Origin of the sequence: Sulfurimonas indica (assembly GCF_009192995.1) — a bacterium.
Classification (GTDB): Bacteria; Campylobacterota; Campylobacteria; order Campylobacterales; family Sulfurimonadaceae; genus Sulfurimonas; species Sulfurimonas indica.
The window spans coordinates 1-6482 of record NZ_SDID01000025.1; the positions used below are offsets into that span (position 1 = coordinate 1).

Here is a 6482-nt window from a genome sequence, read left to right on the forward strand (position 1 = left end):
ATAGGTAATATCATAGGTACAAGTGCCATAGAACTCACAAAGCTTTTAGTGCTTTTTATAGCCTCTTATTTTATCTTGTAGAAGTTGGTAGTTAGACTTTACCAACTTCATAGAATTTTCTTAAGAACTTATCTATCGGAGAGATGAGTTTGTATATCACCGGTACGACAAAAAGTGTCAGAACCATAGAGCTAAGAAGCCCTCCGATGATGGAAATAGACATAGGAGCTTTTGTCTCACTGCCTACACCGTCGCCGATAGCAAGTGGCAGCATTGCAAAAACCATAGCAAATGTTGTCATTAAAATCGGGCGTAGACGTTTTTCTCCTGCCTCAATAAGTGCTTCATCTGTACTTTTACCGTTTTTGACCGCAGCGTTGGCAAAGTCAACCAAAAGCACGGCATTTTTACCAACCATACCCATCAGTAGCATAAAGCCGACCATTACAAAAAGTGAAAAGTGCAGTTTTGTAAGATAAAGCGCTATCATTACTCCGATGATACTCAGTGGTAGTGCCATCATAATGATAATGGGCTGAATGAGTGACTCATAAAGAATAGCAAGAATGATAAACATTAAAATGACACTGATACCTATAGCCATAGCGAAGGCTTTGTTCGTTTTCTCCATCTCTTCAGCAAAACCTGTAAAGCGGTAAGAGACACTTTCTGGAAGCAGCTGGGGAAGTTTTTCTCTTGTATAGTTCACGGCAGAGCCCAAATCAAGACCATACAGATCCGAATAGATACTTACCTGACGCTCTCTGTCATAGTGATAGATTGTCGCTTGTGAGTAGCCTTTTGTGATGTTAATAAGACCATCAAGATAGACAAGTTTTCCGTTTCGAGCACGAAGTTGAAGTTTTTTGAGGTTTTCAAGCTTTTCTCTGTCTACATCTGATACGCGCAGGGTAATGTTGTACTGTTTTCCGTTTTCATCAAAGTGTGATATCTCAAGATCACTGGAATATGCCGTAGCGATAGCCTGTGCGATTTGTGCAGCAGTAATGCCTAAACGGTTTGTGTTCTCACGCAAGATGTTAATATCATACTGTGGTTTTGGATCATCAAGGTTTGTATCGATATCCATAAATCCTTTTTTTGCTTTGAGGTGGGCGACAAGATTTTTCTTTGCAACCTGCAGGTCCTCAAATGAGTCTGATTTTAAAACGATCTGGAAGGGGACATCCGCACCGGCACCTTTGATGTCTGGAATAGCGGCAGCTGTGATAAACATCTCTTTTGAAAAAGGTTTGAGTTTTTTACGATACTGTTGGATGATTTGTTCCTGCGTGAGAGCGCGTTCGTCTTTTGGTGTCAGTTTGACATAGATAAGCGCTTTATTGATCTCTTTTGCCGCATTGTAAGCGACATTAAGCGTTGTGAAGAGAACATTTTTATCATCTTTGAGGACAGCTTCAACACTCTGGGCTTTTTTAACCATCTCTTCTAATGAGATGCCGGATTGTGCTTTGAGTTTTATCTCGAGCTCACTTTTATCCTCTTTTGGAAGAAAGTCCATACCGATTTTTGGAAAGAGTGAGAGCGAGCCAACAAAGATGGCAAACACAAGAATGAGCGAGAGCCACTTAAAGCGCAGTGAGAGTGTAAGTAGTTTTTCGTATATCTTATCGATTACTTTAAATATCGGCTCTGTAAGATTATAAAATCTGCTCTCTCCTTTGTGTAAAACTCGTGCACTTATACTTGGAATGAAGCTCAGAGCTATCGTGTAAGAGATAATGATAGCAAAACCGACTGTCATCGCAAAACTTTCAAAGAACTTTCCGACAATTCCACTCATATTTCCAACAGGCACAAAAACCGCCAAAAGCATAGAAGAGATTGCCAAAATAGCAAATGCCATCTCTTTTGTTCCCTCAAAGGCGGCTTGAAACTTATCCATACCGGCTTCCATCTTTTTGTAGATATTTTCAATAACGACAATGGCATCATCGATGATAATTCCTATGGCAAGAGTGAGACCGATAAGCGTCATCTTATTGAGATTGAAACCCATATAGTGCATCAATGCAAAGGTACCAAATATAGATGTTGGAATGGCTAAAGCAGAAACAAAAGTAATGGTCACGTTTCTTAAAAATATAAAGATGATAATCGCTGCCAGAATAGAGCCGTAGATAAGGTCAAACTTTACATCATCCAAAGAGTTGATGATAAAAGGTGTGGTATCTTGAAGGGTTTGTACTTCAAAACGATCTCCTGCCATCTTTTGGAGTTTTGGAACAACGGCTTTTACTTTTTGTACCACTTCTATGGTATTTGTCCCAGAGATCTTTTGTACCTGCAGTGTAACACCTTGAATATCATTATAAGAGGCATAACTTTTTGCATCACTGAGCTTGTCTTTGACGATGGCAATATCACGCAGGCGAATATTGTTTTTGATTTGAATGTTTTTAAGCTCATCGACACTGATTGCATCTGCTTTGGTTTTTAAGATGAACTCATTGGTCTTGGTGATGATCTTACCGCCGCCGATTTTGACATTTTCTCTCTCAATGGCACTATTAAACTCTAAAACAGAAATGCCATATTTATTGAGTGCTTCAAGGTTTGGATAGATCTGAATCTCTCTGTCTCTGTATCCGATGATATTGACTGCCCCAACACCCATAATCTTTTGCAGTGATGGTTTTACTTTCTCATCTGCAAAGAGCATTAGGTCTTTGAGACTTCCCTCTTTTGCCGTTAGAAAGACATTGATAACAGGAGCACCACCGATGTCTAATTTACTGACAAGTGGAGTATGGGCATCTTTTGGAAGTGTAACAGCTGAGACTTTGTCACGGACGTCATTTGTTGCTTCGTTGATGTCTCTCTCAAGAAAAAACTTGATAGTAATGATGCTTACACCATCACTGCTTGCTGACGTGATACTGTCGATCCCACCAATTCTACTGACTGCTTCTTCAAGTTTATCTGTCACCTGGGACTCTATGGTGCTTGGTTCTGCTCCGGGGTAGACAGTCTCAATAGTGACTATCGGAAAGTCAATATTTGGAAAGAGGGATGAGGGCATCGTCTTGAAACTCATATATCCAAAGATAACAAGTGTAACAACATACATTAATGTTGCTATGGGTTTGTTTATTGCTATTTTATACATCGCAATTTCCTTTTTAAAATAATTTTCCTATCTTCTGAAATCCAAACCAGTATAGGAATAGACCTAAAATCAGTACACCACCAAAGTATGATAAAAGGTCTATAAATTCACTGCCTCGAAAGAAGATACTTTCTGTTCCCTCAATGTAGTAACGAAGAGGAGAGATAAGTGAAAGCAGTTGCAATGCAGGTGGCATTGCATAGATAGGTGTCCATGCACCGCTTAAAAAAATAATCGGCATCATAATAACAATGCTCAATAGAAATCTTTTCAAGATTGGCTTGGGCAATAGCAAGCTCTATCTTTTGTTTTTGTAAAATTGCAGCGTTATACTCATTTTTCGCTGAGATGTATTTGAGCTTTATTTTTTCAAATAGATCATCTGGTATCGCTTTTTCATCATGAATCATCTTATTTCTTTTTAAATCTGTTTGTGCCTTTTGCATTAGAGAGATCTCTTGTTCTTTTGAGTCTAATTCAGCAAGAACCTGTCCTTTTTTTACAGGCTCCCCCTCTGCAACAAAGATGTTTTTTACTCTTGCAGGGTATTTTGTATTTAAGACTATAAGATCCCCGTCAATACGTCCACTACCTGCTATAAGATCTGATGGCAGTTGTCGTAACAAAAGTTTATTTGCAATGAGTATGATTGAAATAACAAGCAAAATAGTGATTATTATGAGTCTTGCATATTTCTTTAAAAACTGTTGCATTTCATTCTATCTCTATAAAACCGTCACCAAAGAGACCAACCATTACATCTTGTGTGAGTACTTCAGCTTGTAGTTTTCTATTTGAGATATCTGCGTGAGGATATACTTTTGTTATGCTGCCGATATGCTCTTGAGAGTCTCCATCGATGTGATAACGAAATTTTTGTCCTGTTTTAACAATATTATGATACTTTTGATCAAATTCTAAAATGAGCTTTCTTGCATGCTGACTTTGAATCTTAAAAACAGTTTTGAGCATCATTCCGCTTACTGCATCACCAACTTCTATGTTTTTATAGTAAATAATACCGTTAAACGGAGCTTTCAGATATGTTTTTTCAAAAAGAGCCTGCTGGTAAGCTACTGCATTTTTAGCATTTTCGTAACTACTGAGCACCTTGTCAAATTTTCCTTCGTCAATAAGCTTTTTTATCTTCTCTTGTCTTTCAAGACTTCGTTTTGCAAATTTTAGTGAACTTTTTGAATTTGCAAGCATCGCTTTGATATCATCATTATCAAGTGTAGCCAGTACTGTGTCTTTTTTGACGACAGAGCCTATATCTGCATTGACACTGTTGACAATTCCACCTGCAACAAAAGCGAGTTTTGCATCTTTGGCTGCTATTACATTAAAAGTTGCATAGACATCTTCTGCTTGTGTGAGAGAAATGAAAGTTACGAGTGCTAATAGAATTTTTTTCATTAAAGATACTCCTCTAAATTTTTTGCATTATAGTAGTAGTAGATTGCATAAGCGATCTCAAGATCATTGAGTGATTTTTCATAGAGTGCTTTTGCTTCAGTACGTGATGAAAGAGCATCAAGATAGACAACATTGTCAACGATACCTGCCTGATACTTTTTCGTGATGGTCTTAAGTGCACTTGTAGCAGCCCTCAATGCACTGCGTGAGCTTTTGATGTTGAGCTCTGCAGTTGATATGCGCTTGCGTGAGAGCTCAAGTTGTAAACGCTGCTCTTTTGATTTGTAGATGATTTGCTCACCCAGTGCATCTGCCTGTAGTTGAACAGCCTCTTTTTGCTCACGCAGAGTCCCAAAATCAACAAGTCGTAAACTTATGGTTGCCATCAGTTTGTTTTGATTGTCAAGTAGTGGAATCGGCTGACCTGCAAAAAGTGGTTTATCCTGATAACCAAAAAAAGTGAAGCTGTCTTCAACTGTGATATTTGGATAGTAATAGCTGTCTATGGTCTTACTTAGATTTTTGAGTGCTTGTTTATTGTGACGCATTACCTGAATACTGTTAAGCTCATTTGCATCCTGTGTGAGAGATTTCACAAATTTGGAGTTATCAAGCTTTTGAATCTTTTTTCCTACCTGTAGTTCCAATCTCTTTTTAAGAGAAAATATTTTAAATTTTAGTGACTCAATGGTATAGATATTTCTGTCATAGGCAGATTGGAGTCTGTCTACATCATCACTTGTTGCAAGGTTTGCCGCATAAAACTTCTGCATTCTCTCAAGCTGGGCTTTTACCGCTTTTGAAGCCTCTTCTCTGGCATCAAGTGAAGAGTATAGACTTTTTAAGTTGTAAAAATTTTTTGTAATTGAGAGAAACATCGCATCAAGATTTTCCTTATAGGAGAAGCTTGCAGCATTTACTTCATCTTTTTTCTGTTTTTCGATATAAGATTTTTTACCACCATCATAAACATCAAAGGCAAGTTTTGCAGCAGCACCGTAAGTAGTTCCCGGATAAAAAGGAGTAGGATCATCCTCTCTTTGATAAAAGGCACTTGCATCAAGAGTAGGGTAGTAGTTGCTCTTTGCAGAGTCAAGCTCTTTTTCTTTTGCACTGACAGAAATTTTTGAAGCATTCAAAAGATTATTGTTCGCCTTGGCAAGTTCTAACAGTGATTTCAGATCTTCCCCAAAGAGCAGAGCGGGAAGTAGCAGTAGATAGAGTCGTTTCATTTTCTCTCCATTAAATCAAATAAAGTATCTATAAAAGAGTCAAGGTCATTTTGGATATCACTCTCTTTTCCAATAACGCTGTTTTGTACAAAGATACCATCACCAATGGCAAAAAGTCCCTTTGCCAGTAAAAGTGCCTCTTTATTGAGTTCATCTTTTTCTATACCATTTTGTAAAATTTCGCAAAACCATACAAAGTAGCTCTCCGTACATTTGGCATGAAACTCCACCATTTCACTTTTTGGTGCCACCAAAGAGAGTGATATAAACTCTCTGTAGAGCTTTCGTAGCTCTTGTTCTTCATCAGAGTAGAAAAAACGAGAGAACTCACGTATCTTCTCTTTTGTTGATTCTTTGGTTTGGAGTGTTTTTTGAAGTTTTTGAGAGTGTTGGAGCATCAGGATATTTACAAGTTCAAAGACGATCTCATCTTTGTTTGCAAAATATTCATATACGGTACCTTTGCCGATACCTGCAGTTTTTGCAACTTGTGAGACGGTAATGTTGTTGATACCGTTTGTAAGAATGAGATCTTTACATGCAAGCGCAATATCTCGCTTTTTTTGTTCTTTATTGACGATAATTGCCAAATTATTTCTCCAAAATTTAAATGACCGACCATCAGTCAATTAAATTATAGAGTAAAAATTCTTAAATCAACTATAAACTGCCATCATTTGATGACAGTTGTTTGAATGTTTAGA

Annotated in this window: 6 protein-coding genes; all 6 read right to left on the reverse strand. The window is 37.7% G+C overall.

Going from position 1 to position 6482, the window contains the following annotated elements; all coding sequences use genetic code 11:
- Positions 1-91: 91 nt before the first annotated feature.
- The 6 genes from ES948_RS09470 to ES948_RS09495 are packed head-to-tail and all read right to left on the reverse strand — an operon-like array spanning position 92 to position 6368.
- Entirely contained in the window at positions 92-3130 is a 3039-nt protein-coding gene (locus tag ES948_RS09470; RefSeq protein ID WP_152184705.1) for an efflux RND transporter permease subunit, read from the reverse strand.
- A 13-nt stretch (positions 3131-3143) separates the two neighbouring features.
- Positions 3144-3374, reverse strand: coding sequence for an ABC transporter permease (locus ES948_RS09475; protein WP_343029878.1), 231 nt, complete (start codon positions 3372-3374; stop codon positions 3144-3146).
- Positions 3271-3843: an HlyD family secretion protein gene (locus ES948_RS09480; RefSeq protein ID WP_152184706.1), complete on the reverse strand. Its 573-nt coding sequence runs from the start codon at positions 3841-3843 to the stop codon at positions 3271-3273. The genes ES948_RS09475 and ES948_RS09480 overlap by 104 nt, the downstream gene beginning before the upstream one ends.
- Before the next feature lies 1 nt (position 3844).
- Positions 3845-4546 (reverse strand): efflux RND transporter periplasmic adaptor subunit, encoded by a 702-nt coding sequence (locus ES948_RS09485; protein WP_152184707.1) that lies wholly within the window; start codon positions 4544-4546, stop codon positions 3845-3847.
- Positions 4546-5778, reverse strand: coding sequence for a TolC family protein (locus tag ES948_RS09490; RefSeq protein WP_152184708.1), 1233 nt, complete (start codon positions 5776-5778; stop codon positions 4546-4548). Before ES948_RS09490 ends, ES948_RS09485 begins: the two co-directional genes overlap by 1 nt.
- Positions 5775-6368: a TetR/AcrR family transcriptional regulator gene (locus ES948_RS09495; protein ID WP_152184709.1), complete on the reverse strand. Its 594-nt coding sequence runs from the start codon at positions 6366-6368 to the stop codon at positions 5775-5777. Before ES948_RS09495 ends, ES948_RS09490 begins: the two co-directional genes overlap by 4 nt.
- Positions 6369-6482: the final 114 nt, after the last annotated feature.

Bases quoted from the DNA above. Each gene is read 5' to 3' on its own strand.
- ES948_RS09475 (WP_343029878.1), bottom strand. From the start codon at position 3,374: ATGATGCCGATTATTTTTTTAAGCGGTGCATGGACACCTATCTATGCA.
- ES948_RS09470 (WP_152184705.1), bottom strand. From the start codon at position 3,130: ATGTATAAAATAGCAATAAACAAACCCATAGCAACATTAATGTATGTT.
- ES948_RS09485 (WP_152184707.1), bottom strand. From the start codon at position 4,546: ATGAAAAAAATTCTATTAGCACTCGTAACTTTCATTTCTCTCACACAA.
- ES948_RS09480 (WP_152184706.1), bottom strand. From the start codon at position 3,843: ATGCAACAGTTTTTAAAGAAATATGCAAGACTCATAATAATCACTATT.
- ES948_RS09490 (WP_152184708.1), bottom strand. From the start codon at position 5,778: ATGAAACGACTCTATCTACTGCTACTTCCCGCTCTGCTCTTTGGGGAA.